The sequence below is a fragment of the Ancylothrix sp. D3o genome (assembly GCF_025370775.1).
In the GTDB taxonomy this organism is placed as follows: Bacteria; Cyanobacteriota; Cyanobacteriia; order Cyanobacteriales; family Oscillatoriaceae; genus Ancylothrix.
Genome location: NZ_JAMXEX010000002.1, coordinates 590,715 through 616,272, shown reverse-complemented (window position 1 = coordinate 616,272; position 25,558 = coordinate 590,715). Strand labels below are relative to the sequence as shown.

General features: G+C 45.3%; 22 protein-coding genes. 12 read left to right on the top strand and 10 right to left on the bottom strand.

Features of this window, described 5'->3' with window-relative positions; genetic code table 11:
• Nucleotides 1-65: 65 nt before the first annotated feature.
• The 4 genes from NG798_RS06945 (at nt 66) to NG798_RS06930 (ending at nt 2,766) form a co-directional block, all read left to right on the top strand.
• Nucleotides 66-290, top strand: coding sequence for a hypothetical protein (locus NG798_RS06945; RefSeq protein WP_261221361.1), 225 nt, complete (start codon nt 66-68; stop codon nt 288-290).
• An 85-nt stretch (nt 291-375) separates the two neighbouring features.
• Nucleotides 376-567 carry a hypothetical protein gene (locus NG798_RS06940; RefSeq protein ID WP_261221360.1) on the top strand — a complete coding sequence of 64 codons (192 nt, stop codon included), beginning with the start codon at nt 376-378 and terminating at the stop codon, nt 565-567.
• Between the two features lie 501 nt (nt 568-1,068).
• Nucleotides 1,069-1,323 carry a hypothetical protein gene (locus NG798_RS06935; protein WP_261221359.1) on the top strand — a complete coding sequence of 85 codons (255 nt, stop codon included), beginning with the start codon at nt 1,069-1,071 and terminating at the stop codon, nt 1,321-1,323.
• 273 nt (nt 1,324-1,596) lie between these two features.
• Complete coding sequence (locus NG798_RS06930; protein ID WP_261221358.1) at nt 1,597-2,766, top strand: hypothetical protein; 1,170 nt, start codon at nt 1,597-1,599, stop codon at nt 2,764-2,766.
• Nucleotides 2,767-2,807: 41 nt separating this feature from the next.
• On the opposite strand, the gene NG798_RS06925 is transcribed toward NG798_RS06930, so the two are convergent.
• A complete protein-coding gene (locus NG798_RS06925; protein WP_261221356.1) occupies nt 2,808-4,601 on the bottom strand; it encodes an ABC transporter ATP-binding protein in 1,794 nt (597 codons plus the stop codon).
• 414 nt (nt 4,602-5,015) lie between these two features.
• On the opposite strand from NG798_RS06925, the gene NG798_RS06920 reads away from it, so the two are divergent.
• Together NG798_RS06920 and NG798_RS06915 are read left to right on the top strand one after the other, a co-directional pair.
• Complete coding sequence (locus NG798_RS06920; protein ID WP_261221355.1) at nt 5,016-5,402, top strand: VOC family protein; 387 nt, start codon at nt 5,016-5,018, stop codon at nt 5,400-5,402.
• Nucleotides 5,403-5,554: 152 nt separating this feature from the next.
• A complete protein-coding gene (locus tag NG798_RS06915) occupies nt 5,555-7,135 on the top strand; it encodes an FAD-dependent oxidoreductase (protein WP_261221354.1) in 1,581 nt (526 codons plus the stop codon).
• 104 nt (nt 7,136-7,239) lie between these two features.
• Here the strand turns inward: NG798_RS06915 and NG798_RS06910 are convergent, their stop codons facing one another.
• Nucleotides 7,240-8,472 (bottom strand): glycoside hydrolase family 10 protein, encoded by a 1,233-nt coding sequence (locus NG798_RS06910; protein WP_261221353.1) that lies wholly within the window; start codon nt 8,470-8,472, stop codon nt 7,240-7,242.
• Between the two features lie 326 nt (nt 8,473-8,798).
• On the opposite strand from NG798_RS06910, the gene NG798_RS06905 reads away from it, so the two are divergent.
• Nucleotides 8,799-9,011, top strand: coding sequence for a hypothetical protein (locus NG798_RS06905; RefSeq protein WP_261221352.1), 213 nt, complete (start codon nt 8,799-8,801; stop codon nt 9,009-9,011).
• A complete protein-coding gene (locus tag NG798_RS06900) occupies nt 9,008-9,457 on the top strand; it encodes a nuclease (RefSeq protein ID WP_261221351.1) in 450 nt (149 codons plus the stop codon). Before NG798_RS06905 ends, NG798_RS06900 begins: the two co-directional genes overlap by 4 nt.
• 225 nt (nt 9,458-9,682) lie before the next feature.
• On the opposite strand, the gene NG798_RS06895 is transcribed toward NG798_RS06900, so the two are convergent.
• The 5 genes from NG798_RS06895 to NG798_RS06875 all read right to left on the bottom strand — a co-directional run bounded on the left by NG798_RS06895 (nt 9,683) and on the right by NG798_RS06875 (nt 14,936).
• Nucleotides 9,683-10,564, bottom strand: coding sequence for an alpha/beta fold hydrolase (locus NG798_RS06895; RefSeq protein ID WP_261221350.1), 882 nt, complete (start codon nt 10,562-10,564; stop codon nt 9,683-9,685).
• 254 nt (nt 10,565-10,818) lie between these two features.
• Nucleotides 10,819-11,163 (bottom strand): DUF1815 family protein, encoded by a 345-nt coding sequence (locus NG798_RS06890; protein ID WP_261221349.1) that lies wholly within the window; start codon nt 11,161-11,163, stop codon nt 10,819-10,821.
• Between the two features lie 956 nt (nt 11,164-12,119).
• Nucleotides 12,120-12,335: a DUF2839 domain-containing protein gene (locus tag NG798_RS06885; protein ID WP_261221348.1), complete on the bottom strand. Its 216-nt coding sequence runs from the start codon at nt 12,333-12,335 to the stop codon at nt 12,120-12,122.
• 116 nt (nt 12,336-12,451) lie between these two features.
• Nucleotides 12,452-13,993: an ATP-dependent DNA helicase gene (locus NG798_RS06880; protein WP_261221347.1), complete on the bottom strand. Its 1,542-nt coding sequence runs from the start codon at nt 13,991-13,993 to the stop codon at nt 12,452-12,454.
• 85 nt (nt 13,994-14,078) lie between these two features.
• On the bottom strand, nt 14,079-14,936 hold the full coding sequence (locus NG798_RS06875; protein ID WP_261221346.1) for a hypothetical protein: 858 nt from the start codon (nt 14,934-14,936) through the stop codon (nt 14,079-14,081).
• A gap of 995 nt (nt 14,937-15,931) precedes the next feature.
• On the opposite strand from NG798_RS06875, the gene NG798_RS28155 reads away from it, so the two are divergent.
• The 3 genes from NG798_RS28155 to NG798_RS06865 all read left to right on the top strand — a co-directional run bounded on the left by NG798_RS28155 (nt 15,932) and on the right by NG798_RS06865 (nt 19,484).
• Entirely contained in the window at nt 15,932-16,219 is a 288-nt protein-coding gene (locus NG798_RS28155) for a hypothetical protein (protein WP_375338948.1), read from the top strand.
• A 77-nt stretch (nt 16,220-16,296) separates the two neighbouring features.
• Nucleotides 16,297-16,701, top strand: coding sequence for an RNA-guided endonuclease InsQ/TnpB family protein (locus tag NG798_RS28150; RefSeq protein WP_375338947.1), 405 nt, complete (start codon nt 16,297-16,299; stop codon nt 16,699-16,701).
• 212 nt (nt 16,702-16,913) lie between these two features.
• Nucleotides 16,914-19,484 (top strand): response regulator, encoded by a 2,571-nt coding sequence (locus tag NG798_RS06865; RefSeq protein WP_261221345.1) that lies wholly within the window; start codon nt 16,914-16,916, stop codon nt 19,482-19,484.
• An 11-nt stretch (nt 19,485-19,495) separates the two neighbouring features.
• Here the strand turns inward: NG798_RS06865 and NG798_RS06860 are convergent, their stop codons facing one another.
• The 3 genes from NG798_RS06860 to NG798_RS06850 all read right to left on the bottom strand — a co-directional run bounded on the left by NG798_RS06860 (nt 19,496) and on the right by NG798_RS06850 (nt 23,346).
• Nucleotides 19,496-20,101, bottom strand: coding sequence for a DUF1517 domain-containing protein (locus NG798_RS06860; protein WP_261221344.1), 606 nt, complete (start codon nt 20,099-20,101; stop codon nt 19,496-19,498).
• Between the two features lie 65 nt (nt 20,102-20,166).
• A complete protein-coding gene (locus NG798_RS06855) occupies nt 20,167-21,738 on the bottom strand; it encodes a pentapeptide repeat-containing protein (RefSeq protein WP_261221343.1) in 1,572 nt (523 codons plus the stop codon).
• 84 nt (nt 21,739-21,822) lie between these two features.
• The gene (locus NG798_RS06850) at nt 21,823-23,346 is read right to left on the bottom strand and encodes a pentapeptide repeat-containing protein (protein ID WP_261221342.1); all 1,524 of its coding nucleotides are present in this window, start codon (nt 23,344-23,346) and stop codon (nt 21,823-21,825) included.
• 752 nt (nt 23,347-24,098) lie between these two features.
• On the opposite strand from NG798_RS06850, the gene NG798_RS06845 reads away from it, so the two are divergent.
• Nucleotides 24,099-25,370 carry an HhoA/HhoB/HtrA family serine endopeptidase gene (locus NG798_RS06845; protein WP_261221341.1) on the top strand — a complete coding sequence of 424 codons (1,272 nt, stop codon included), beginning with the start codon at nt 24,099-24,101 and terminating at the stop codon, nt 25,368-25,370.
• Nucleotides 25,371-25,558 lie beyond the last annotated feature (188 nt).

Genomic DNA, 25,558 nt, shown 5'->3' with positions numbered 1-25,558 from the left:
TACTGAAAAATACTTTTTTTATGCACTTTTTGTGCTGCTGCTCCCTAAATTGGAGGTGAGGGGCTATGTCTATAATGTCGTTTGTGACTTTGCTGGTCGCTGTTGGCTCTGGCTGTTTGTATCTAAATGCTTCGGGGGAAATTGCCCGAATTATGGCTTTGACGATACTGGCGATCTGTTTTGTTTTGCTTTTGGTTCTGGCACCTTGGCCTGTTCAGTTGAGTATTTTATTTTTGCTTTTGTTCGTTACAAGAAAAGTAGTTTGGCCCCAAGAAGGCCGGTTAAGTTAAGTTTGCTTGCCATGTCCTGACATTTCAGCTTTGCCTATAACAAGCTAAAGTGGGGGATTGTTATGAAGGGGTTGGGTTGGGATTTATGCAAGAATTAGCACTCATTTTATTCTTGGTTGTTCTAGCGGTTGCCATAACGTGGCTGGTTGCTTATGTTGCACTTTTGGTAAACGGTTTGTTGATTTTTTTTAGGCTACTTCCTGAGTGGACTTGGACGGTTGTTTTGCTGATTTTGACGCTGGCTACGGTTAGGGGTTTGCGTTATTCACCAGACTAGATAAGTGATAATTGCTTGCCGGTGGAAAGGGTAGGATTTTTAGGTATTAATTTTTTACCGGCCTCTTCATACAAATCTGCTTTCCCAGCCTGATTTTTTTAAAATTATCCCGATTCGGGCCGGTTTGCCCCGACGCAAGTTGTTGAGAGTAGCTTAACAACTGTTAATGTTTTTCGGGCGGGTTTTTGCGAAAATTCCGTATATTCCGCGATGAAGAAAAATTGATTGAAGAGGCAAACTGGTATGAAGGGCTACTTAATGCTGGTTTCTGCCTGTGCGACAATCGGCACAGATAGCAGAACCGCAACATCCTAGCCGATAAGCCACCGGCGCTTAAGGGCCGGTTTGAGGCGATGGCAGAATTTTTAGAATTAATGGGTATAAATTTTAACCCTTAGCTAAAAAAAATTTTTAAATTGTTCCGCATTGTGCGGAAATCAGGGTGTAGCTGCTAAAAAGAAAAATCTCGCAAAAATAAGACATCTGCGATCTTAGGCGGCCATGAATAACCATACACATAACTACCTCTCTGAAGTTTCGACAAATCAAGCCGTTAAGTCACCTAACCCTTTAATATTGGCGATGGCGCTGACGGCATTGTTATATTTTACTGTCGGCTCAACGTTGCCAACAAAAAAGACCGCCCTCAGGCAACAAACAAGCGCTATAGTTACACCCCCTCAGAAACAGGCTATTGTAGAAAATTCGTCCGTGCAAGTAAAAGTGCCTTATTCTGTCGCCAATGGTCGCAAATAGTAGAGGCGATAAAGCACTGGCAAGTCCGGTAGCCGGCTCATGGTGGGCCGGTTTTTTTATGGGAATGGTTGAAAAAAATCACCCGTTGAGGTGATGCGATTTTTTGGAAAAAAAGGGAGAATATTTGATAGGGAAACTAATTAACGTTTAAGCAGTCTTAGCACTTGAGGATTTGAATTATTATTTTTCCTCTAGGGGACGCTGGGCGAAACTTTCATCTACCACTTTTTCGCAGTATTTCATGTAATAAAGTTGTTGAGTTCCAAGAATTGTATGCAACGGTTTTCTAAGTTTTCTGACTTCTACGAATCAAAGAATGTGAGTTTGTTTTACCAAGTTTTTGCTGGGTTGCTGTTAACCGGTTTTTTATCGGTGGGTGCAGAATTCATGCTGATCAAGGAGGCAAATGCAGCGCCGCGTTCAGCACAACCGGCCACAGAAAGAGCGCAAAATCCGAGGGGAAATCGTTTACCTCCGGTTATTGCAAATGCTGTCCGCCGTGATTTATCGCGGGTAGCGAATGTGCGAATCAATCAGCTACAGGTAGTGAGTGCGGAACGCAAAACCTGGCCGGATCGTTGTTTGGGTGTGCCGAACCCAGCAGAATTATGTGCGCCGGCGTTGACGGAAGGCTGGCAGGTTGTGATGTCGGATGGTTCAAGACAGTGGACTTATCGGACAGATAACACCGGCCAAACGGTAAGAATGGCTAGAACTCCTAATTCAGAAGGTAACTTGCCGGCTTCCGTGAGTGAGGCGGTGCGAAAAAATTTATCGATTCGGCTGCGGGTACGTCCAGAAAGTTTATATATTGTGAGCGCGTCACAGCGGCAATGGCCGAATGGCTGTCTGGGAATTAATCAACCGGGTGTGATGTGTACTCAAGCAATTGTTGATGGTTGGGAGGTGAAAGTTGCCAGCCGCAACAGTGGGCAATTAAATGATAAATTCTGGGTTTATCGCACTAATTCTAACGGTTCTGTTGTAGTTTTAGATGAATCTGCCAGCGCCATTGGTGATAGTGGTACGGTTAAATCTGCAATGATTCCTGCTAATGAATTGCCGCCGGCTTTGGGTAAAGATATGGTGTTTCGGGCAATTTCGAGTGGCGGGTTTGCCGGTCGCACTTCTGAAACAATTTTGATGCAGGATGGCCGGTTACTTCAAAGCTTTTTAGTGGCGAATGGTTCAACTCAACGGCAAGTTATTCGGCAGCTTTCTGTTGATGAGTTACGGCAGTTTATGGCGACGGTGGAAAGGCAGCGTTTATCTCGTTATAATCGCATGGATTTTTTACCAGCACCGGGGTCTGCTGATTATATGACGGTGACGCTGACAAGTCGGGATACAACTACTCGTTTTGCTGATAGTATTCAAGGGCAATTACCGCAAGATTTACAAGCAGTTGTTCGCGCTTGGAATGATGTGGTGAACCGGCGATAACTACGAAAGGGCGGGCACTTCTGCACCGCCCTAAAGAAATTTTATTGATAATATTTGGCCTGAATTTCAAACAACTGAGCATAAGTACCACCAAGCTTTAATAATTCTTCGTGGGTGCCGGTTTCTACAATTTTGCCATTTTGCAAAACAAAGATGCGATCTACCATCTTCACCGTTGAGAGGCGATGGCTAATTAAAATTGCTGTTTTACCTTTAATAAGTTGGCGAAATTGCTCAAAAACCTCATATTCCGCTTTGGCATCAAGGGCGCTTGTCGGTTCATCTAAAATTAGAATTTGTGCTTGACGTAAAAAAGCTCTGGCAATTGCTACTTTTTGCCATTCTCCGATGCTTAATTCTTCGCCTTCATCAAATTGTGTGCCTAAAGTTGTATCGTAGCCTTTTGGCAGTCGGGAAATTACACGATCTGCGCCCGATTCCTGTGCAGCTTTGACAATATCTGCGGTTTCTTGCAATAAATTAATATTCCCAAACCCTATATTTTCCTGCGCTGTGAGATTGTAGCGGGCGTAATCTTGAAAAACTACACTAATTTCTCTCCGCCAGTCTGTAGTATTCAATTGTTTTAAATCAATGCCATCGATAGTAATGCTTCCGCTGGTTGGATCATAAAGTCGGCATAAAAGTTTAATTAAAGTTGTTTTTCCGGCTCCATTTTCCCCGACTAAGGCCACCGTTTCTCCGGCTTTTATTGTTAAATTAATATCTTCCAGCAAGGCGCGATTGCTATGGGGATAATGGAAAGAAACGCTTTCAAGTTGGATTTGGTTTTGGATGGGTTTGGGGACTGTTTGGGGGGATAAAGGTTCAACAACTGCTCGCTTTAAATCGAGGAATTCGTAAAGAAGAGACAGAAACAAACTATTTTCATATAAACTCGCTAAACTGTTGAGCATTTCTCGCAAAAAAGTTTGTCCTCTTTGAAATCCTTGGTAATACATTACCAGTCCGCCTAATGTAATTTGCCCTTGAATTGTTTGGTAAGCAATGAAACCACAAGCGGCATAAACTGCTAAGGTGCTGCTTGCTTGACTCATTAATTCGGCAAGATTTCGTTGTTGAGAAAGGGTGAGTTTTTCTTGACGTATTTGAGTACGGAGATTTTGATAGCGCCGGCGAAATAAAGAACCCAAATCAAAAAGCCGCACTTCTTTGGCATAGGAATGATTAGTTAACATCAAATGGAAATAGTAAGCTATTCTTTCGGGCATTGTCCAACTGCGCTGTTTTTTATATAGCTTGCCGGTGTGCTTGAACCGCACGAATAAACTGGGAAGCGCTGCTACAAATAACACGGCTGCAATTCCCCAATGCAAGGATACTAATAACCCGGCAATTGCTATCAAAGAAATGGCATTTTGAGCGAGTTGTACCAGACTGGTTAGGATGCGGTTGGGCCGGTAAATGGCTTCTTGTTGGGCGCGATGGAGGGCGTTATAAAATTGGGAATTTTCGTAATATTCTAGGTCTAATTCTATGGATTTGGCGTGGAGGAGATCATGCACAAAGTCTGTAACAATTTGAGACTGTGCCTCACTGGCATAGCCAGATAAAGATCGACATAAATCGGAGAGTAAAGCGGTGATTCCTGCTAAAAATACAAACAGCAAAACTTGATAAAATGCCGCTGTTCCGCCACCTATTCCTGCTGTCACTGTATCGACGATCAGCTTCATTAAATAAAGCGATAGTAAGGGCAATAAACCTTGGATCAGTAACAGTATAAGACTGGCGGTTGTCCAAAGGTGGGTGCTTTGCCAAACTAAACGAATGGCTCTTTTTAGGTTCTGGAGGAGTTGGAGTTGATTTTTCAAAATGGCAAAAATGTGATTAGATAAAAAGATAGATTTTTTGAGTTAGGATAGGGAGAAATGACTCAGGAGCATATACGGTGGTACGGCCTCTACAGTAACTTTAATTTCCTGGTAATTGTTTAAACAATCTTATTGTATTGTATGCGTTAATAATCAGGGAATTAAAGCAGTAACGCTAACCTCTCCCCACAATAACGCCCGACCCTCACAAAATATCCAGCCTGATTGGTACATAAGGAATTTTCGCAACCAGTATCGATAGCCAAGAAGTAGTAAACTGAGATTAAAGAGTTTGCTTTGGTTTTGTTAAGTGCCACCCCTTAAAGCGGGTCAGATCAGGAATTAAGAGGCTTAAAGGGCTGAAATTAAGCAAATTTTGAGACTTGAATAACGAATTTAAGGAAAATTTAGATTATGAAAATTAACCGCATTCACCACGTTGCTATTATTTGCTCAGATTATCAAAAGTCTAAGCATTTCTACACGCAAATTTTAGGATTTTCTATTATCAAAGAAACCTACCGGCAAGAAAGAAAATCTTATAAATTAGACTTAAGTGTGGGGGATAGCGGCCAAATCGAGTTATTTTCGTTTCCTAATCCACCGCAACGCCCTTCTCGCCCCGAAGCTTGCGGCTTGAGACATTTAGCTTTTGAAGTAGAAAATATTGAAGAAACAGTTATAAATTTGCATAATAAAGGCGTAGAAACTGAAGAAATTAGGCTAGATGAAATCACAGGCAAACGCTTTACTTTTTTTAAAGATCCCGATAATTTGCCTTTGGAAATATACGAAAGATAAGTGGTAGAGGCATTGCCCCATTGAGGAGGCCGCCCTGTAAAGATTTATCAAAAATATCCTGAAAGCTGGCACTCCAAACAGAAACAGCAGAGAATGGTATAAAATAATCAACCAAAACCTAAACAATGACAGGTAGAAAAGGAGAATAAAAAATGGTCAGGGATGTACAAAGTTATGATGTCATAGGATTTGGTGATGAAGTTCCGGGGGTGCTGGCTGTAATTGCGGCTGCTAGAGAATATCGCCGGCGCACCAACAAATATCCGCGCATATTGTTAATATCAAAAAACAACTTGCAAGAAGGCATTGGCGGGCATTTAGTGCGGGGAAGATTAGCTTATTTAGACCGAACTCAAATTGATGCAGAAACACGCAAAAAGTATGGGTTAGGAACTTTTGGAGATCCGGCCTCTCTATATAAAGAATTTTTGCAAAAATCCGCTGTAAATGGCATTGCTCTTGACCCACAAAAAGCGGGGGAAGCCCTCAAGCAAATGTTGAAAGAAGCGGGGGTAAATCTTCTTAGCAACTTCAAAATTGCTTCTGTGACAAAAAGCGGGCAAAATTTGACAGGAATTGTGGCATCTAATGGCATAACCTATAATGCAAAAGTTTTTATTGACGCTACTGTGAATGCCGAATTAGCGCAAGCAGCCGGAGTGAAAAAACACAAAGGCTTTGAAACTTTTGGTTTACCCGAATCAGAATTGCCTGTTACCTTAGTAATAGAAACACAAGGATTGAGCGTTAAACGAATCAAAGAACTTGATTTTGCTTACAACAAACGCTTTACTAACCCCGCCGATCAAGAAGCCCAAAAATATTTGCTGCAAGCTGCTGGCTTTGATGCAAAACTTGCCGAAAATCTCAAACAAGAAATGCTTGATACGCGAGGAAATTTGCGAACATTATGGGCCGGTAACGATCATATTGATATTCGTTCTCCAGCCTTATCAGTGGCTTATCATTCATTTCGCGGCATCAAAATGTCTTTAGAACAAACGGGTGTTTTATTGGATGAAGGAAACGTTGCCATTCTTCCGGGGGAAAGACTTTCTTGGAATGCGCTGTTATTTAAAGTTTCAGGAAGCGAAGCCGAAAACCTCGCCAGAAATGGAGGAAAACCAACTCCAAAAATGCTCCAAGAATTTAAATTTGCGGAAACTTGGCTAAAAAGTTTAGGTGCAACTTCGGTGACACCTGGTTCAGAATTATATATCCGCCACGCCGGCAATGTCATCGGAGTTGTAGAACCTCTCAACGGTTCTAAAATGTTGTTTGGAGGCGTTGCCGAAAATGAAGCCATCGCCACTTTTAGCTATCATTTCGATGTCCGGGGTGGAATTCCGGGACTTGGCGACACAGCCAGCACAAAAGGCTGGGGAAAAAGCCTTAATTTTCGACCGCCATTATTTAATATTGGCATTCGCCACGCCTTAATTAAAAACGTTCCTAACCTTGCTGTTGTCAGTCCTGGGTCTGGTTTTGAAGGCTTGGCTTCCTCGGCAGGAAGAATTGTAGAATTTAATGCGGCTGTGGGACAAGGTTTAGGAATTGCTGCCATTATTGCCGTTCTTAATAACCGTAATCTTGCGGATATTACTAACCTAGAAGTGCGAAAAGTCTTAGATCAAACCGGCCAAACTCCCCGCATTTTTGGGCAAAACTTTTCTTTTGAAGGAACCCTACTTGCTCAATTTGAAAAACTGGTGTTGGGGCCGGTGGTTGCTTAAGGTTCGTAATTGGGATGCTGTGGAATACTAAAAACCCAGTTTCGTCAAAGAAACTGGGTTTTTAGAAAGCGTTTCTGTACTTCAAACAACGGCCAAACCTTTAATTAAGCTTCCTTATCCACCACCGAAGGACGATTCACCGGCTCAGGAAACAAACGCTTAAAAAACCGATCACGTTGCGCCGGTGTTTCTGTTGCCCAACTTGACAAACTTTCATAGAAAAAGAACGAAACTCCCGCCAAACCTCGCTGACGTACTTCCTTCACTTGTTCTTGAATTTGCGATAGCGGAACTGCTCGACCTTTTAAGCCGCTTAAAATTCCAATTCCCACCGGCACATGAGTTTTTGCTAACCCAATTTCTTCCCGTTCCAACTCTGCAATAAACCGACTCAAATCATTGCGATAAACCTGCACAATAATCTCCTCAATCCAACCCCGTCGCTCCCAGGTAAACCAATCTTGTAAATGTGTCGGTAAAGCATAGTGTAACGGATTCGGAGACAGCGCCACAATACAATCTTTTTTCCGCGATTTCACCTCTTTAAACAACCGCTCCATAAACGCATTCAACTTATCTGCACGCCAGCGCACCCAAAACGTCTCCTTAAAATCATCCGAAGGCTTTTGTTTAATTTCTTTTTGATACAAACTCACCGTATAATCATCATATCCAAACTCTGCCGGCAAGCCAAAATGATCATCAAATTGAATGCCATCTAAATCATAATTCTCCACAATTTCACTCACCAAATCTACAATAAATTGCTGTACTTCTGGGTGGAAAGGATTCAGCCATACCCTGTCATGTATTCCCTCTCGATAAAGTGTTGTCCCATCCCGGCGTTTCGTAATCCAATCAGGATGACGTTCCACAATTTCTGAATCTGCCGGCATCATAAACCCAAACTCAAACCAAGGCATAACCGCCATCTTTTTCTTATGCCCAATCATAATAATTTCTTTGAGCATATCTCGCCCTGGTTCCGTTCCCAAATCTGGATCAATATCCTCATCTAAAGGCGTTACCAAACGCACAGAACGCCCCAAAACTTTCTCAGCAACTTTACTCGGATAAAGCGTATATCCCCAATTCCAAACAGTCGGATAAATTGTATTAAAATTCATCGACTCCAAACGCTCAACCGCTCTGACAATATTCTTGAGCGAAAACAAAACTTGGCTGTCAATATTTGTAATCCAAACACCTCGAAGCTCACCAGAAAATGAAGGATTATTAACTAATTGAGCGGTGGCCGGTGGTAATTTTAACTGTAATGTTACAATCAAACTCAGAAAAAATGCCAAAGCCGGCACCCATTTTTGTAACCTAAACATTTTCTTCAAACTACCTCAATTCTCGTTAATCCTTATTATTAACTAAACTGTCCCAACCTTTTCAGGAATCAACCGCAAGTTTTCATCAATAACCAAATCAAAACAAACAGACATACTCTTCTATTTATCAATGCCTTATTCTATCAAGTCTAAAATTAATCTTATTTCCTAAAAATTAAATTAGTGTCTATTTTAACTTTGCACCGGCAACTGGCTACAATAAAAACCTCTTCTTTTAGAAACCCAGTTTTTAGCATCCACTTCTATCCAACAGAGAACCGCTATAATAATCAATATTCTCCTTAGAAATAAAGGAAATTAACTCTATGACAGCACAACCTCTACAACAGCCGGCCCAGCCTCAAACCCCCTCCCCCTTTGACCCCCTTCCACCAGAAAAAATTAAGAGAATTATTGAAGAATTAGATTCTTGGTGTAATGTAGGAGAAGAAGACGCGCAGGAACAGCGCGAAACTCTGGAATACTTAATAAAAGCACTCGATGAAGATCGTCTCTCCTACAGAAAGCTATTCCCATGACAATCGTATTACTTGATTCTGGCCCGTTGGGATTAGTAACAAATCCTAGTGGGTCAGCCTTGGCTTTGGAATGTCAGCAATGGCTGCAAAGCCTCCTTCAATCGGGGACTTCCGTACAAGTGCCAGAAATTGCCGATTATGAAGTGCGCCGAGAACTACTACGCGCCGGCAAAATTAAAGGATTACAAAGGCTAGATTTTATAATTTCAGAACTTGGCGTAGTTTCTATTAATAGAGAAGTCATGTTAAAAGCAGCAGAACTTTGGGCAGAATCTCGCCAGCGCGGTCAACCAACTGCTAATAATCAAGCTTTAGATGGTGATGTTATTTTAGCAGCCCTTGCCTTTTCCATTATTAATCTAGGTCAAAACGTAGTTATTGCTACTACAAATGTCCGCCATCTCAGTCGGTTTGTGCCGGCTCAAATGTGGAACGAAATTAACTAATATCATCCTACATATATTTACCTCAAATAATTAACTAAACTAAACTTCAAATTTCCTCATGTTTACCTCATATATCCAACAAATAACCTTGAGAAGCCACCGATTAAAATCAGTTTGTACACGCATAATAAAACCCCCGAAGGGGTTATAAAAGTTTATTCAGATTTTTTAGGCAGCAAAGCAGGTTTTACTCGTCGATGTGAACACCCTATTTTAATCAGTAGCTTATTCCTGACGCAGAAAGTTTAACAACTCCCGGTTAACAGTTTGGGGCGCTTCTTGTTGAATCCAATGCCCGCACTCTGGCACCAATTGCAACTTAAAAGGCGCAGCAATTAAGCGATCTAAACCCTCAATCAACCGGCGACTTAAAAACGAATCTTCCTCACTCCATAACACCAAAGTAGGCACCGTAATCAAATCAGGAGATCGCCCCCAATTTGCCATCCAATTTTGAGGTAAAAGCATTTGCCGGTAATAATTCAAAGCCGCCGCTATCGCCCCCGGTTTTTCCAAAGCCTGCTGATAAAGTTTCGTAGCTTCCGCCGTAAAAGGCGTTTGCCGAATCGCAGTTTCACGAAATAACCGTTTCACAAAATCCTTTAAATTTTGCTGAATCAACCACTCAGGAATCCCCGGAATTTGAAACGCAAAAACAAACCAACTGCGCCGCAACTGATCAAAATTTCCTGCCAATTCTTGCACCAACCGATCTGGATGCGCTGCATTTAAAATAGCCAACCGGTTCAGATATTGCGGAAATTTTTGTGCCAAATGCCAAGCTATCGTACCGCCCCAATCGTGACCCACAATGTGAGCGCGAGTATATCCCAAATTAGAAATTAAACCACGAATATCCGCACTTAAAGTATCTAAATCATAACCAGAAGCAGGTTTATCCGAATCATTATAACCGCGTAAATCTGGCACTACAACCTTAAAATGACGCGCCAGAGCAGGAATTTGATAGCGCCAAGAATACCAAAACTCAGGGAATCCGTGCAGGAGAATTACTAAATCTCCCTCACCTTGGGTAACACAGTGTAAGCGAATTCGATTTGTTTCAACAAAATGATGTTGCCAAGGTGAATCTTGAAAACCAGTCATCAACACTCCCACAATCTCCCGCGCTTTGTGCGCCTCACATAAAGTAAGTTAGTGAACGAGTATTTGGGAGGCTTGATGAGGTTGTTTGGCTCAAAAAAACCGCCGAAACCGTAGTTCAAGCCCCCATTTTCCAGCCTAACATTTTGGGGATCAATCACCAGCAACAATCGTAAGAGCAGAGCAAGAATGCCGGTGTCTTGACGTGCATCTCAGCAATCAGGAAAATGGGAGACAAAAACAACACCAACAAGGTTTTATACCTTTTGGGCGACGACGGGACGCTCTTGGGCCGGTTGGACTTGGTACTTCACCAAATTGCCCAACTCGTGAAGCTGGCTGATCGCTTCTGCCCCTTCGAGTTTCATCAGTTCCCGGTCATCCCGCATCTCCGTCCAAGTAATCCCATAATCCGACACCAAAAACCGAATTAGATGATTATCCGCAAGGCTGACCATAAACGAAGCGCTATTCATTTGGCCCCCGCAGGTATAGCAAGAAGCCAGATAACCCCGACGCTCTAGCACAATGGCCAAAGCCTGAAGGTTCATCACAAGATCCTGTACAAATTGACGATGTTGGTCTGCAAGTCTAAGAAACACAATTATCCTCCTTATCACCACATTTCACATTTTAGGTCATTTTTCATACTTTCTTAAGATTTTGGTCGCTACCGGCCAAACGGTACGCTCATAAACCCTCAAAAAGTTGAAAACCCGCTTCCAGTGGATTGACGGCCAAACTTAAATTGTTTTAAGGTATGATTTGCCAGTCCTATGTCTGTCGAAAGACAGAAGGCAACCAATTTAGCGCACCTCTTCACCTACATTTCACCCCCACCCGGAACTGTCCGCTAAAAAAGTTCAGGGAGTCTTCAGCTTGTTGTGGGAGTCTCAAGGGTTTTTGGCCATCTATCTTAAGGCCGGTTGCACCACAGAGAACCTTAAACCTAAAGTTCTCAGCAAATCCACAAAACTTTATAGCCTTAATAGCTCACCTGCCTGCTCTGCAAGATCCGGCTGGGGTACAGCTTTGACAACATATCCTCTGTCGGGATAATAATTTTCGCTCATTCCAGCAACAATCTTTAATTAACACCAACATCAACTCCTGGGTAAAAAATTTGTAGGCTCAACAATACCTTACTTTACTTTTAGTTGGAACTGCGAATAAATTGTTCCCTCCGCAGGTATATTCCCCCAGCCACTACCTCTCTAACAATTTGCTGATTTTTTCCAGCTTAACCGGCTTCAACCAACAGCAAAGTATAGACTTACACACTTAGAAAAAATCGCTCATAACCTAAGCTCCCAGAGACTTAAAGCTCTTATTATTGCTTCAATTCCCCGTCAGCAGCGCCCTGCCTTGATTGCGGTCTCAGCCACGCTTTTTTGTTCCCTAAAAAACTAAAAACAGCTTGCCTAGAGTCAAAAATGACCGTTCCAAGCTGCCGGCAGAATGTTTTAAATTAGTTATCAGAGTGATTGAAAATTCCTATAAGCTTTCAGCCAGTGTGCCGGTCAAATCACCGAGTTTCAACAACAAGAGATGACAAATTTTAATTATTCAATTGCCACCACCCCATAGCCGGCCCAATAAACAGAACCGTCACCCAAATAAGAGCCAACACAGCAATGCCGATCCAACTGCCGCGAGTTGTCCACTTCATAAAATCTTTAGATTGGCTTTTCGTCAACGGCAACCAAGGAAAAACATAAGATTCTTGGCCGTATTTCTCGCCCAGAGCATCTTTACGACGTTTTGATTCACCCATAATTATTAATTATCACCACAGGTTTCAAAACGATAATAGCGCCAACCTGAGAAAGGCGTCTCACTTTCTTAACAAAATTAAAGCTAATTACTCATTTAAGCCGCCGGGGCTAACCATCAATCCAAAACCTCATAATCACCAGCAGCAAACAAACTTGCATCCAAATAATCAATCCTCGCCAGAGGGCTGAGAGCCGACAAAACCTGAGAGCCATAACTGCGGTGGAGAACCCGACTATCGAGCAGAGCCACAACCCCTTGCCGGTCGCGCACCGCAGCAACTGCCCGCTGCATTTCACACAAAGCCACCGGCAACAAAAACAACCGAAACCAATCTTGACGCTGCTGCTTATAAAAAGCCACCCGTCCAGCCACCAGAGGATTTTCCAAAGAAGGCACCGGCAGAGTCGAAATCACCAACAACTGAGGAGCCGGCATCACCCCCGCCTTAGATCGCCAAAACTCCCAACCGGCCACCAAAATTCCATTCTCATCCAAACCCGTCTTTTCCACCTGAACCCGCGATCCGAACTCAGCCGCCAATTGAGTACCGATAATCCTCTTCAGAGGCGTATCCCCCACCAACAAAACCACCAAACCCCCAGCCGGATCGACAGCACTCAACAACGCCCGGATATGCTGCAACAAAGCCCCTTGATATTGCGGCGTATTCGGCAGAGGCAGCCGGTCAGGCAAATAAAGCTGGATTAACTGATTACAGCGATCAGGAGCAAACTTCACACAAGTTAACTCACCCAAACCCACCCGATGCCGGTAAGCAGAAGCCTCAGCCTCCAAATCTATCGCCCCCCCGATCAACACCACCGGCTGCATTTGCCAAATCTCCTTTAGGGATCTTGCCACCTCAACCGGCCCGCAAAGCAAAGAAAAGCCGCCCTGAGCCGGCCAAACTTCCGCCCATAAAAGCGAATTAATAGAACCCCACAAACGCCAAAAACTTCCCCAGCGCGAAGGCAACTGCTCCACCGCATTAGCCTCCAGCAACACCGCCAACAAACCCCGTAAAATTTCAACTTCCTCTTCATCGAGCAAACAACACTCATAAGGATTAGCCGGATGCTGATAAATCGCCCGCGTCAAACTCACCCGCGCATCCCGAATCTCTTCCACTTTGTCAGGAAACGCCAACATTAGCTCATTCCAATCCGCCGCCTCCAAACGCACCGTCAAACACTGCTGAGCCCAACTCTCCAGATCATCAACCCCATCAAAAATCGTCGGCACATTCGGAGGAATTGCCCCCCCGCCAGAGAGCCGGTCAGCCAACCAAACATCAGGAGTCATCAAAAGAACCCCCTTAAAATCCGGGTGAGGCCAACAAGACCCCTGCCGGATCGGCTTAGACACCGACACCCACTGCTGCAACTGGGGAATTTCCACCATCAACAACCGCTGCAAAACTGCCTCAGTTGCCACCACCACCGCCGGCTCAGGCCACATCAGAACCGGCATCAAATAACTCAACCGATAACGACCGACCGACGAACCCGGTGCAATACCAGTTTGCATCAAAGCACTGCGTCCCAATCGCAAAGCCCGCGCCACCAGCCGCGCCATCGTTAAATGGTGCGGCCAGTTCGGTTCTCCACTGGAGCGCAGAAAACTGCGGAGCGAGTTGTGGACTTCTACCTCAATCACAACGGGTCAGAAGAAAGACTGCGATTTTCATTCTGACACAGCCAAAGGGACATTCGTGCCCTCGACGGGACAAACGCGGGACACCTTAGCGCCGTCTTGACCTAGCCGGCCGGCGACTGCCAGCCCCGCTAGAACCAGAACCACTGCCAAAACGGGGTGAGCTTTTTTGGTTGCTTGAAGACCCTTGTCCCGACTGTTTCAGCGTACTCGTCCCAAAACCTGATCCCGTAGGTTTACCCGTCGAACTTGGTCTTGAGGGATTCGCTGTAGTTGAAGAAGGAGAATTGATTCGTCCTGTACTGCGGAACTGAGTGCGATTTCGCTCCACAATCGGCGGAGCTTGATAGCGCGTTTGGTAACTTTGCACCGCTTGATTATAAGTTCTGCCATAACCGCCATAGCCCGTCATCACCCCAGGCTGATAAACCGGCGGCATATAGTAATGAGGCGTAAACAGCATACTTCCAATCATTTGACCGGCCAAAGCCCCAGCAAACGGTGTCCAAAAACTCGACTCTTGCCGCACAATCACAGTTTGAGGCTGGCCGGTTTGCGGATTAGTTTGAGTTTCAGTAACAGCATGGACATATTCAATTTTGAAGTCTTCTGTTAAATGCAACGATTTTTGACCATTTTCCACTTTTAAGTAACTTTTTTCACCGGCTTTCTCTTCCTCTTCTGTCAGGCGGGCCATTTGTAAATCCGTCGTCCGAACCAGCGAGGGCGAGGAATTCAGCAAAAATAAGCTATATTCCCCATTGCTGTCATTAAAACTCCCTTGCTGAACAGGATACTTACCATCCGCAATTTTTGTGTTGGTGCTGGTCGCCACCGGAGCTTGATTTCTATTCGGTTGGGCCACATTATTGTTTCCACCCCCACAGGCAACCGTCGTCAAACTTAACGAAAAAACAATCAACAGCGTAATCAAGTTGCGAAACATATACACTCCATGAGTGGTTACTACAGTTTGCTCATCTTACAGAGGCGATCCCCAATCACGAACGCCACTAGGCTACACTCCCAACCGCCGACCAACCTGCAAACATAACGTTTAGCAACAGTAGCGGCGGCAGATCGCGGCTGCATCAACTTAATGCACCACTCTGTTCAATTTTAGAAGACACCCAGTACAGACGTTCCGTCGAAACGTCTCTACCCACCGGCCTATCCAACTCTAATTTTATTGAAATACCCAAAATACTGCTACAAATAACTACCCTAAAACTCAATAAATAAGGCTATGTAGGCCAGAAAATAATGCAAATAAAACGAGAAATACAAATAAATTCCCAGATGTCTTTACTAGAGGCCGAACAAGTAGCGGTTAATTCCGCAATTATTCCGAGCAGAACAACACAAAACTTGTCAAAGTATGAAGGTAATTTTTCATCCTAAAGACTGATTGACATCCACCCCTAACCCTTAACCATAAAAGTACAAAAAAATAATCATCCCCAAACACCACAACCGCCCCAACAAAAAATCTTCCCTAAATGACTTGTTAACCTTTAAAATCTAAAATGGGAGACTGAAAGCCAAGAGCGAAGCATCCCGCATCCGATGGCTTCGCCACGCCATAGTCTACCCTCAAAAAGCCAAAGTAAAACTTTTTCATGGGGAGCGACTTAGCAGAAGCCTAAAAAATTAAAACCTAACCAATCAATACCTTAACCATGAACTTTCCCAAAAAAAAAAGGGTTTAAAGCCTAGCCCTAGAAGGCCGACTTTTAGATGATATAGTATATTTGCGTAGAATTATTCAACGTAAAATGAGAGTTTTAGAATTCAAAGCCAAGGGTAAAAAAACTCAATATAGTGCTATTGACGAGGCAATTTAAACGGCTCAATTTGTCCGCAATAAGAGTATCCGTTTTTGGATGGATAATCGAGGTGTAGGAATCAAAGAGTTATACCGCCTCAGCAAAACACTCAGAGATGAGCTTCCCTTTAGAGCAGATAAAACAAGTTAGGTTGAGAAGTCAAGCCGATGGGTACTATCTTCAATTTTGGATTAGTGCTGAAAGCCAAATAGAAGCACAACCTACAGGCAAGACAATCGCTTTGGATGGAGGGCTAAAAAACTTCTATACCGATAGCAATAGTTACTCCCAACCTAATCCAAAGTTTTATCGAGCTAGTGAGAAACGGTTGAAGCTTAAACAACGCCGTATTTCTCCTAAAAAAAAGGTTCTGCCAAGCAGACAAAAGCCATTAATTGACTAAAGCGAGTCCACCTCAAACCAAAGTAGATAACGTGTTCGCGTAGCGTGCGCGTAGCCCATAGACTTGAGGATTAAAAATTGGTCAAAAATCATTGTCTCGCCAAGTCCATTAATGATGTTGGTTGGTATCAGTTCAGAAAACGGGTGGAGTATATGGGGGTAAAGTTGGGCAGAATAACAGTAGCAGTTAATCCAGCCTCTACTTCCCAGAAATGCTCTAGTTGTGGTAAAACAGTCAAAAAGTCTTTGCCAACAAGAACTCAAATTTATTCCTGTGGGTTTGTGTTAGACCGAGACTGCAATGCAGCTATCAACATTCTGAGCCTAGCCTGGAGTACCGTAGGGCATACGCGAACTTTGGTTCGGCTTCGCTCACCGAGCGTAGTCGAGGTGAACGCTTCTGGAGATTTGACCTCTACTGAGATGGGAGCAATCTTGTCGCAGCAAGTTGGATCTAGGAATGAAGAATTTTTAAGCCTTTAGGCTGGGGAGTGTCAAGCTATCACTTAAATTAGTTATTGTGGAAAAAAACCAGCATCCCCAAGACCAGCATCACCAAGACCCAAGACCGATAGCGTAATTCATCGGACATGGGGCGCGATAGCCGGAAAAAAAGATTTTTTTTATTCCTGATGCTTTGTTTTTTTTCCTTATTCATTGTTCGTTAATTTCCCTAAACCATTCACCGTAAACAATTGCGATACTGGACACCTCGCCTGACGCGCTTGGGAGTCGCCCCGATCATGGAAGAAACCCTCAAAATTCTGGTAGTAGATGATGATCAAGTAGACCGGATGGCCGTGCGCCGTGCGCTCCAAAGCGCCCGCGTGCGAATGGAGCTATCCGAGGCACCAGACTGCGCCACAGCCCTCGCTACCCTCTATGAACAAACATTTGATTGTGTTTTTCTTGATTATTTATTGCCAGATGGAGATGGCCTCACCCTCGTTAAAGAAATTCGCTCTGCCGGCTTTAAAATGCCATTAGTCGTCTTAACCGGCCAAGGAGACGAACAAATCGCCGTTGATCTAATGAAAGCCGGAGCCTCCGACTACCTTTCCAAAGCAAAAGTATCCTCAGAAAATTTATCAAAAAGCCTACACAATGTTGTCCGCCTCCACAAAGCAGAAATGCAGGCAATTATCGCCAATCAACAAAAACAAGAAAGTGAAGAACGCTACCGCCTAGTCTTAGAAGGAGCCAATGACGGGATCTGGGACTGGCACATTGGCGAAAATCAAATTTATTGGAATGACCGGCTCTTTGAAATCACCGGCTTAGCAGGTGGTCAATTTGCCGGCACCTACGAAGCCTTCTGCGAACTGCTCCATCCCGACGATAAACAAACCTTCATAGAAGCCCTCGAAGCACACTTACAACGCAACATCGAATTTAACGTCGAGTTACGTCTGCGTCACACATCCGGACAATACCGCTACTGTATGGCCCGCGCCAGAGCAAGGCGAACCAGCACCGGCGAGCCCTTTCGGATGTCAGGCACAATCACCGATATTACTGAACGCAAACAAGCCGAAGAAGCCCTGCGATTTTTAGCCGAAGCCAGTCCCATCCTCGCCTCTTCCCTCGACTACAAAACCACCCTCGCCGGTATCACCAAACTCGTTGTCCCAAATCGAGCAGACCTTTGTTTTTTTGATGTCGTTACCAACGACAACCAACTACAACGAATAGGCTGCTTTCACAACCAGCAAAACCCGCCAGAAATATTTAACCAAATCCAAAACCACAGCACCACACCCACCGACAAAAATCTCCCCCTCGCAAACCTTGGCACCGGCTTTGAAGCGATCTTCATCCCCGATATCAACCAAAATAACGGCTCCAAAATAACCAACCCAGCCCACCAAGAACTTATAGAAAAACTACAAATCCGCTCACTCATCACAATTCCCCTAGTCGCACACAACCGTAAACTAGGAACCTTAACATGGGCCTTAGTACAAGGCTCGGTGCGAACCTACACCCAAGAAGACTTATCCTTAATGGAAGAATTGGGCCGGCGTGCAGCCCTGGCCATTGAAAATTCCCGCCTCTACCGCGAAGCCCAAGAAGCAAACCGCGTCAAAGACGAATTTTTAGCCACCTTATCTCACGAACTGCGTACCCCCCTCAACGCCATGCTGGGATGGGCCCAGCTACTTAAAAGCCGCAAACTCGATCAAGAAAAAACAATCAAAGCGGTAGAAGTCATCGAACGCAATGCCCGCTCCCAAACGCAAATGATCGAAGACTTGCTGGATGTATCGCGCATTATCACCGGCAAACTACGCTTAAATTTCCGCAGTTGTAATTTATTAACCGTCGTCGAAGCTGCTTTAGATACAGTCCGCCCCACCGCATCTGCCAAGGGCATTGAATTAATCTCCTATTTTGACCCACAAATAGGAGAAGTCAAAGGCGACAGTGACCGCTTACAGCAAGTTGTTTGGAATTTATTATCCAACGCCGTCAAATTTACCCCCCCAGGGGGGCGGGTTGAATGTTCCCTAATTCAAACCGATCACCGCGCCATTATCCAAGTCAAAGACAGCGGTATCGGCATTAAACCGGAATTTTTACCTTATGTATTTGAGCGGTTTCGTCAGGCAGATAGTACAACTTCTCGCGCTTACAATGGTTTAGGGTTAGGTTTGGCCATTGTCCGTCATTTGGTCGAATTACACGGTGGCTCGGTGGCCGCAGATAGTGGCGGTGACAGTACCGGCGCTACGTTTAGAGTCTCAATTCCGTTTGGGGAATCTCAGCCGGTGGTTGGCGGTGTCAAAGCTGCTGCTATCCTCTCCAAGGATGCTCAACAACAACAGAAGGAAGCGTTATTTCCGACGGTACCTTTAGCTGGTTTACAGTTGGTCGTGGTAGATGATGAATTAGATACGCGAGAGTTGATTTGTGTGATGCTTAAGCAATACGGAGCCGAGGTGAGAGCAGCGGCTTCAGCCCAGGAGGCTTTGGCATTGCTGGATGAATTGGTGCCCGATGTCTTAGTCAGCGATATAGGAATGCCGTTCCAAGATGGCTATGCTTTTATTGCTCAGGTGCGCCAACGTAGTCCAGAGCGCGGGGGATTGTTACCAGCTTTAGCTTTGACTGCTTATGCTCGTGACTCTGATCGCGCTCTGGCTCTTGGGGCGGGGTTTCAGTTACATTTAGCTAAGCCGGTGGAGCCGGTGGATTTGGCGAGGGCTGTGGCTCAGTTGGCCGGTCGAGAAGTTAGTTTGCAGAGTTCGGAGGTTCCTGAAAACTGAAACTTTTATTTTTACAAAGGTATCAATTCAGGAAAGTTTTCTAAAACTTGGTCATCAGTAAGTTCGTCTCCGAGTTGGGCCGGCGAAAAATGCACTTGAATCGCTCGGAGACTGTTTTGATAATGCAAATTAATTAGAGCTTTTAAACCTTGCGTCAGGGCATCAATATCAGCAAGATCCGTTTCTAATGGGGCAACTTCTCCTACATAAGCTGCTGTAATCATCACCACTAGGTTATGTGTCACCGGCAAAGTTAAAGGTTGATTTGTATCGGCTGTATAGAAATCGGAAGTTTGGCTTAAATAGCGGGAGGCGGAGTCTGTGAATAACTCTGATACATAGTCACCGGCGGCTTCTTCTTGCCAAAAAACATCGCCTTCATTGGCGGCGCTTTGCCAGTAGGATGTAGCTTCTAAAAGACTTTGACAAACTTTGACTAATTCGGAGCCGGTTCGTACTAAATCGCCTTGTTCTTGTACAGCAACTCTGGCGGCTTGATTAAGAACTCCCAATAAAGGAGCTACATAATCACCGCGACAATGAACAAAAAGGCGACAGACTACAAAGCGGGTACGTCCAGTCATTTTGTTGAAACGATCTCCGAAAGCGTCAAACATTTTTTCTCCTGTTAATGATAAATTAAAAGTTGTCCATTTCTGGCTTTATTTAAGAATAACCAATTTTACAAACTCTGTCCTTCCATTGAATAAAAACCGCGAATAAAATCTACCAAAGCGGAGAGAGGAGGCATCACCGGCGGAACATTTGGCTGGGGGTTCGTGTTTTTATTATTCGCCGGATTGGTAGGATTCATAAAGCGTTTGCCAAAACTGGGGTCGTGATATAAGCTTAAGGTTTGGTCGCTGGAATTGAGCAAAAGTGTATGGGTGGGGGCTTTAAAAAAGCTGGTGTTTTCAATGGCCGGTGGGATAATTTTTGATAAATCAAGAGCATTGGCTTGATTGAGAGTTTGACCAAGGGAATTACTTAATTGTTGAATTCGCCTTAAGTCCGGAATACTCAGATGATTTGTGGCATGATTTCGCAGTTGCTTAATTGAAGTGATGATGCTTTTTTGGGTGACTGTGGCATTTTCAAAGGGAAGAATTGCCACATAAGCGGTGGATAATAGTTGTTCATCGTTCTCAACCCGAAAGGTTAAAACGGTGCGGCGGTAGCCAACGGTAATACTGGGGGGTTGGGTTAAGCCGGCATATTGCTGACTGAGATTATAGTAAGCAGCGGCTAGGGCAAAGTTTGCCACAGAGTCGAGAGGAGCATCAATGATGATGCGAACAGTGGGGGGTGTTTGATTAAAGAACTTTTTCGAGTCGTCGGTATCAAAGCGGTAAATTTGACTGTGATCGCCGTGAGGACTAACATCGACCCATTCGCAGATCATGCCATCGGTTTTGAGGCCAAATCGAGACACAGCATAAACTTTCGCTCCTGTCAAGGTGGCTCCTGATAAATCGGCACCGACCCATTCAGCGCGGATCAGGTTGGCTTGGGTGAGGTCGGCGTGAACTAGACTGGCGTTGAGTAGGTTGCTGTTACTGAGGTTTGCTCCTATTAAGTTAGCGCCGCTGAGTTTGGTGTCGCTGAGGTTTGCCCATTGGAGGTTAGCGCCAGAGAGGATTGCCCAGCGGAGGTTAGCGCTGCTGAGGTCGGCTCCGCTGAGGTTGGCGCGGTTAAAGTTAACGTGGCGGAGTTCAGTGTTGCTGAGGTTGGCTCCGCTGAGGTCGGCGCTGCTGAGGTCGGTTTGATTGAGTTTGGCTTGTTCGAGGTTGGCTCCGGCGAGGGAGGAGCCGCGTACATCGGCTTCGCTGAGGTTTGCACCGCTGAGGTTGGCGTTTCTTAGTTTTGATTCTCGCAAGTCGGCGGCGTTGAGGTTGGCTTGTTCGAGGTTGGCGCGGCTGAGTTCGGCGCGGATTAATTCGGCGCGGATCAAGGAGGCTTGGACAAGGTGGGCGTCGCTGAGGTTGGCGCGGACTAAGTTAGCGACGTTGAGGATGGTGCCGTTGAGTTTGGCACGGCTGAGGTTGGCGCCGCTGAGACGGGTAACGTTGAGTTTGGCTTGGCTGAGGTTGGCGCCGCTGAGGTTGGCGCCGCTGAGGTTAGCGATGCTGAGATTGGCGCCGGTGAAGTTAGCGCCACTGAGGTTGACTCGGCTGAGATTGACTTCACAAAGGTTGACTCCTGAGAAATCGCGCTCACCGGCTGCATATCTATTTAGTAATTCCTCAACTTCCATTAGTTTGTGACCGTTTTAATCATTTTTAGGGGATGTGTATAAAAGAGTGGGTTTTGGGATCGGTATGAGACTTTGTTTTTTTGTTTATTTGGAGGAGAGAAAATGTAATCCTTGGATAAAACTGATGACAACGCTTACTGGGGGTAAAGCCAATTGCTGGTTTTCGGAAAGGGAGGAGGCGCTTAGTTCGATGTTTTCGGTGGCGCTGAGCCAGCGTTTGCCAAAGTTCGGGTTATGATGCACATCGAGGGTACGGTTTCCAGAGTTGGTGAGTACGGTTAGGGTGGGAGCGGCGAAGAATTTTTCGCGTTTTACCATTTTGGTAAAGGTTTCAGATTTTTTGATGTCCGCAAGTTTGCCGGTGGCTTGATTGAGTAGGTTGCTGATATCGGGCGATTCAATCATTTCGACTAAGCGAAAGATTTTTTCTTGGGAGATGACGGCATCTTTAAAGGGAAGGATGGCGACGTAGGCGGTGGAAAATAAACGGGCATCGCTATTTATCCTAAAGGTTAGGGTGGTGCGTCGTCCGCTGACTTCGATATTAGGGGGGTTGCTGAGGGCGGGGTATATCTGAGCAACTTGGTGGTAGGCGACGGCGAGGGCGAGGTGAGCATCAGCAGTCAGGGGTGCATCAACGGTGATGCGGACGGTGGGTAGGGTTTGGTTGAAAAATTTTTTTGAGTCTTCGGGGGTGAGCCGGTAGATGGTGGAACGGTCGCCGTTTTCGCTGAGGTCTACCCATTCACAGATTAACCCTTCGGTTTTGAGTCCGTAGCGTAAAACTTCGTAGAGTTTTGCGCCGGTGAGGGTGGCTCCCGATAAGTCGGCTCCCATCCAGTCAACTTCGATTAAGTTTGACTGGGTTAAGTCGGAATATACTAAGCTGGCGTTGAGTAAGTTGGCATTGCTCAGGTCGGCTCCTCTGAGGTTTGCTCCGCTGAGTTTCGCTTCGCTGAGGTCGGCCCAGCGAACGGTTGCGCCGGATAGGTCGGCCCATCGCAAGTTTGCGCCGCTTAAATCGGCTCCGATCAGTTTTGCTCCTGATAAGTTGGCGCGTCGCAATTCGGCGTTTCTGAGGTTGGCTCCGCTGAGATCGGCTCCTCTGAGGTCGGTTTCTCTCAGGGTGGAGCGTTCGAGGTTGGCTGCTTTGAGGGATGCGTTGGTGAGATCGGCTTCACTGAGGTTTGCACCGGCTAGGTTGGCTTGTCGCAGTTTTGCTTCTCTGAGGCTGGCTCCGTTGAGGTTGGCTTCGCTGAGGTTGGCGCGGCTTAAATCGACGCGAATCAGTTCCGCCCGAATCAGGGCGGCTTGTATTAAACTGGCATCGCTGAGGTCGGCTCGGATCAGGTTGGCAACGTTGAGATCGGCTCCGTTGAGGTTGGCTCCGTTGAGGTTGGCTCCGTTGAGTTTGGCGACGTTGAGTTTAGCGTGGCTCAAGTTGGCTCCACTGAGGTTCGCTCCCCCTAAGTTGGCGATGCTCAAGTTGGCCTGGCTCAAGTTGGCTCCGCTCAGTGTGGCTCGGCTCAGGTTGGCTTCACAGAGGTTGGCGGCCTGAAAATCCCTGACTCCGGCTGCATATTTTCTTAGAATTTCCTCAGTTTCCATCGGGGTTCCCTTTTAAGCATCCCGACTTTTACAGTCACAGGACTGGGCATTCCCATGCTAACGTTTAGGCTGTTCGTTAAGCGGTTTGGCGCTGCATGGCTTGGTAGATGTGAGCTTTTATATCGTTGAGTGAGGGTTTTTTTGGCTGCTTTGGGTAGGGCTTTTGTGGCATTTTTACCCCCAGCGGGGGCGCTGCTGCCTCTGCAAATTCCTACTTAATGTCAGTTGGTGGCAAAATTGTACAATAGGAGGCCGTCTCTATTTCACCGGCACGCCTAAAATAAGATGTTTTCGCTACCTACTATATCCTGATTTTACCAAGGTTTCTACTTGTTTTTTGTCTGGGCTCACGGTTTTGGCTTTTGTTTCTCGCCTTGTTTTTTGCCAGCAATGTTCAATGAATGCCTCTTGCTTGGTTTCTGATTGTCCTCGCTTTATGTTCTTGCCAGCCAAAATTCCTGACTCTCTGTTTCCTAAAATTCTCTGCTGTCGTTGGCAAATTTTTCACGTTTTTGCGATAAATTTGTCACAGCGTTGTCATAAGTGTTGTCTAAATTAATAATAATCGGCTAAAATTAGCGATGAGTGCAAAGAGCAATTCCTACTCTGCCTGAGCATTAAATTGCAAAAGGCTACTCTCTAAAATCTTTGGCAAGCAACTCAGACTAAACCTTTTTGGAGAGAGGTTTTTTAGGTCTTCTCTTAGCACTCCAAGGTCGGTTTTTTGACTATTTTTGTGACAGGTGAGAGCAATGCACACACAACCCCAAGATGTCAATAAGGTTTCTGCCGAATCTAATACTGTGGAATTAAAATCTTCAAAGCCTAATTTTTATTGGAAACAGTCGGTGAGCTATTTATCAACTATGCTTCTGGGTGCTGCTATTGCTTGGTCGGGCAGTTATTATTTTTTTAGCCATGCTTCTATGCCGCAGACAAGACCGGCTCTGGCACAAGCTATTGCAAGTCCGGTTCAATCACGGTTGCCTTTGAGTGCTGATGGCTCTAATTTTGTGACACCGGTGGTGGAAAGTGTCGGGCCGGCTGTGGTGCGTATTGATGCTTCTAAAACGGTTACTTCTGAAGTACCAGAGGTTTTTAATGATCCGTTTTTCCGTGAGTTCTTTGGCGGTGTGCCGGTGCCTCCCCAAAGGCAAGTTCAAAGGGGTTCGGGTTCGGGTTTTATTATTAATTCTAATGGTCAAATTTTGACGAATGCTCATGTGGTAGCTGGTGCGGATGAGGTACGAGTTACTCTCAAAGATGGCCGCAGTTTTAAAGGTCGGGTTTTGGGAACTGACCCGGTTACGGATGTGGCGGTGGTGAAAATTGAAGCCCAAAATTTGCCGGTGGTGAGAGTTGGTGATTCGGAAAAACTCCAACCGGGTGAATGGGCAATTGCTATTGGCAATCCTCTGGGTTTAGATAATACGGTGACGGTGGGAATTATTAGCGCTACCGGCCGGTTAAGTTCTCAAGTCGGAATTCCTGATAAACGGGTTAGCTTTATTCAAACTGATGCGGCAATTAATCCGGGCAATTCGGGCGGGCCACTCCTCAATGCAGCGGGTGAGGTGATCGGTATGAATACGGCGATTATTAATGGAGCCCAGGGGTTGGGTTTTGCTATTCCTATTGCTACTGCTCAACGCATTGCCGATCAGTTGATCGCTTCGGGTAAAGTGCAGCATCCTTATTTAGGTGTTCAAATGGTGACCCTTAGCCCAGAACTTAAACAAGAAATTAATAGTAACCCTAATTCTGGTTTAACAGTAAATGAGGATAAGGGGGTTCTGGTTGTCCGGGTGATGCCTAATTCTCCGGCGGCGAAGGCCGGTTTGCGCGCGGGTGATGTGATTAAAAAAATTAATGGGACACCGACTCTTGATGCTTCTACGGTTCAGCAGGTGGTAGAAAAAGGTCAAGTGGGATCTAAATTGTCTGTAGAGTTGGGCCGTAATGGACAAAGTTTAACGGTGGCTGTGCAAGCGGCCACTTTCCCGGTGGAACAACAGGAGCCGTAAGATTTTAACGTTTCATCGTTGAGTATAAAGTTTGCAATCAGTAGGTCTGGGTGGGTTTGGCATAACCCATCCTTTTTTTTGTTTTAATTAGAAATTATGTCTCTAAAATAGGTTTTTCTGTTTTTAGCAACTATCTAGCCAGCTTAATGTTGTGACTGCTCGAAAGATGAGAATGCGGCTACAGCACC

What these genes read in the sequence shown, in the direction of transcription:
- NG798_RS06845 (WP_261221341.1), top strand. Translation starts at nt 24,099, where the DNA reads ATGCACACACAACCCCAAGATGTCAATAAGGTTTCTGCCGAATCTAAT.
- NG798_RS06945 (WP_261221361.1), top strand. Translation starts at nt 66, where the DNA reads ATGTCTATAATGTCGTTTGTGACTTTGCTGGTCGCTGTTGGCTCTGGC.
- NG798_RS06900 (WP_261221351.1), top strand. Translation starts at nt 9,008, where the DNA reads ATGACAATCGTATTACTTGATTCTGGCCCGTTGGGATTAGTAACAAAT.
- NG798_RS06895 (WP_261221350.1), bottom strand. Translation starts at nt 10,564, where the DNA reads ATGACTGGTTTTCAAGATTCACCTTGGCAACATCATTTTGTTGAAACA.
- NG798_RS06860 (WP_261221344.1), bottom strand. Translation starts at nt 20,101, where the DNA reads ATGTTTGACGCTTTCGGAGATCGTTTCAACAAAATGACTGGACGTACC.
- NG798_RS06930 (WP_261221358.1), top strand. Translation starts at nt 1,597, where the DNA reads ATGCAACGGTTTTCTAAGTTTTCTGACTTCTACGAATCAAAGAATGTG.
- NG798_RS06915 (WP_261221354.1), top strand. Translation starts at nt 5,555, where the DNA reads ATGGTCAGGGATGTACAAAGTTATGATGTCATAGGATTTGGTGATGAA.
- NG798_RS06875 (WP_261221346.1), bottom strand. Translation starts at nt 14,936, where the DNA reads ATGTTTCGCAACTTGATTACGCTGTTGATTGTTTTTTCGTTAAGTTTG.
- NG798_RS06905 (WP_261221352.1), top strand. Translation starts at nt 8,799, where the DNA reads ATGACAGCACAACCTCTACAACAGCCGGCCCAGCCTCAAACCCCCTCC.
- NG798_RS28155 (WP_375338948.1), top strand. Translation starts at nt 15,932, where the DNA reads ATGAGCTTCCCTTTAGAGCAGATAAAACAAGTTAGGTTGAGAAGTCAA.
- NG798_RS06850 (WP_261221342.1), bottom strand. Translation starts at nt 23,346, where the DNA reads ATGGAAACTGAGGAAATTCTAAGAAAATATGCAGCCGGAGTCAGGGAT.
- NG798_RS06940 (WP_261221360.1), top strand. Translation starts at nt 376, where the DNA reads ATGCAAGAATTAGCACTCATTTTATTCTTGGTTGTTCTAGCGGTTGCC.
- NG798_RS06910 (WP_261221353.1), bottom strand. Translation starts at nt 8,472, where the DNA reads ATGTTTAGGTTACAAAAATGGGTGCCGGCTTTGGCATTTTTTCTGAGT.
- NG798_RS06935 (WP_261221359.1), top strand. Translation starts at nt 1,069, where the DNA reads ATGAATAACCATACACATAACTACCTCTCTGAAGTTTCGACAAATCAA.
- NG798_RS06885 (WP_261221348.1), bottom strand. Translation starts at nt 12,335, where the DNA reads ATGGGTGAATCAAAACGTCGTAAAGATGCTCTGGGCGAGAAATACGGC.
- NG798_RS06920 (WP_261221355.1), top strand. Translation starts at nt 5,016, where the DNA reads ATGAAAATTAACCGCATTCACCACGTTGCTATTATTTGCTCAGATTAT.
- NG798_RS06855 (WP_261221343.1), bottom strand. Translation starts at nt 21,738, where the DNA reads ATGGAAGTTGAGGAATTACTAAATAGATATGCAGCCGGTGAGCGCGAT.